The sequence below is a fragment of the Zooshikella harenae genome, assembly GCF_018837975.1.
GTDB classification, from domain to species: domain Bacteria; phylum Pseudomonadota; class Gammaproteobacteria; order Pseudomonadales; family Zooshikellaceae; genus Zooshikella; species Zooshikella harenae.
This window is the reverse complement of sequence record NZ_JAGSOY010000286.1, coordinates 1-927: the sequence shown is the minus strand read 5'-3', so window position 1 is coordinate 927 and position 927 is coordinate 1. Positions and strand designations below refer to the sequence as shown.

The 927-nt window shown below is 41.5% G+C and carries 2 protein-coding genes; both read right to left on the bottom strand.

Annotated features, from left to right (window positions below):
• Positions 1-184: 184 nt before the first annotated feature.
• Entirely contained in the window at positions 185-382 is a 198-nt protein-coding gene (locus KCG35_RS25680) for a hypothetical protein (RefSeq protein ID WP_215822703.1), read from the bottom strand.
• A partial coding sequence (locus KCG35_RS25675) for a recombination-associated protein RdgC (protein ID WP_215822701.1) occupies positions 382-927 on the bottom strand: 546 nt, incomplete at its 5' end. The genes KCG35_RS25675 and KCG35_RS25680, both read right to left, overlap by 1 nt.

Below are 927 nucleotides of genomic sequence, written 5' to 3'. Positions count from 1 at the left end.
ATGCTGAGGGTTTTCATACACATATTCATAATGTTCGTAGAGAGGGGAAGCGAATTGTACTAAGTAATGATCAGTGACCCAGTAAGGCCGTACTTTATTAATCTGTTCTACCAATCCGGTGGTTACTGCTTTAACCGGGTTCCGTAGCTGGAAAACGGCATAGCAAGCCATGATGTTTCTCCTTTTAATGAACGGTCAGTGACTCGGTATTAGGGGCTTGAATAATGCGTTGTAAATTCAAGCTCATTGCACTTAATTGTGTTTGTAGTACTTTTAATTGATTAATGGCATCAATAAACGTTTTAGGCTGGTTCGCATCGAGATAAGCATCCAGTGTCACCAAGGCTAATTCTTCGGGTGTGGGTTGTTTATTATTGTTCATTACGCTGCCTCCTTGTCTTTTTTGTAACCACCAAAATACTCAATAAAATTACGGTAGAGTTGGGAGAGGGCATTGGCCATTAACATAAAATCGGCCCGTGCCTGAGAAATAAAGTCTTCAGCTTTTTCCTGATCCGTTAATTCAAACTTTAATTGGGTAAAACGAAAATCATCATGAATAATTCCGGTTAAATAATCGGTCCAGTGAAAGCCTAATTTAGTGACCATTTTGCCCGCGCCAATATGTGGCTCGACTTCTTCCAGCTCTAAATCGCTTTTACTGAGTTTTACAATGTCCGCATCTTCACTTCCTACAAAGCGCAGTTCAGCACATTGGTCCAGTAGCAGACCTTCAGGCAGTTGAGCACTTCGCGCTAACCAGCAGGTTAAGACTTCATAAGGCTTATATTCTGTAACCACCGGATGAGTAGCCAAACCACCCAAAGCAATGCGTAAGTGATGAATACATTCTTCGGCCTGTTTTACGTTGGAGCTATCCACGACAAGTAAGTCATTCACGGGATCTAAATACACATACCAACTGTT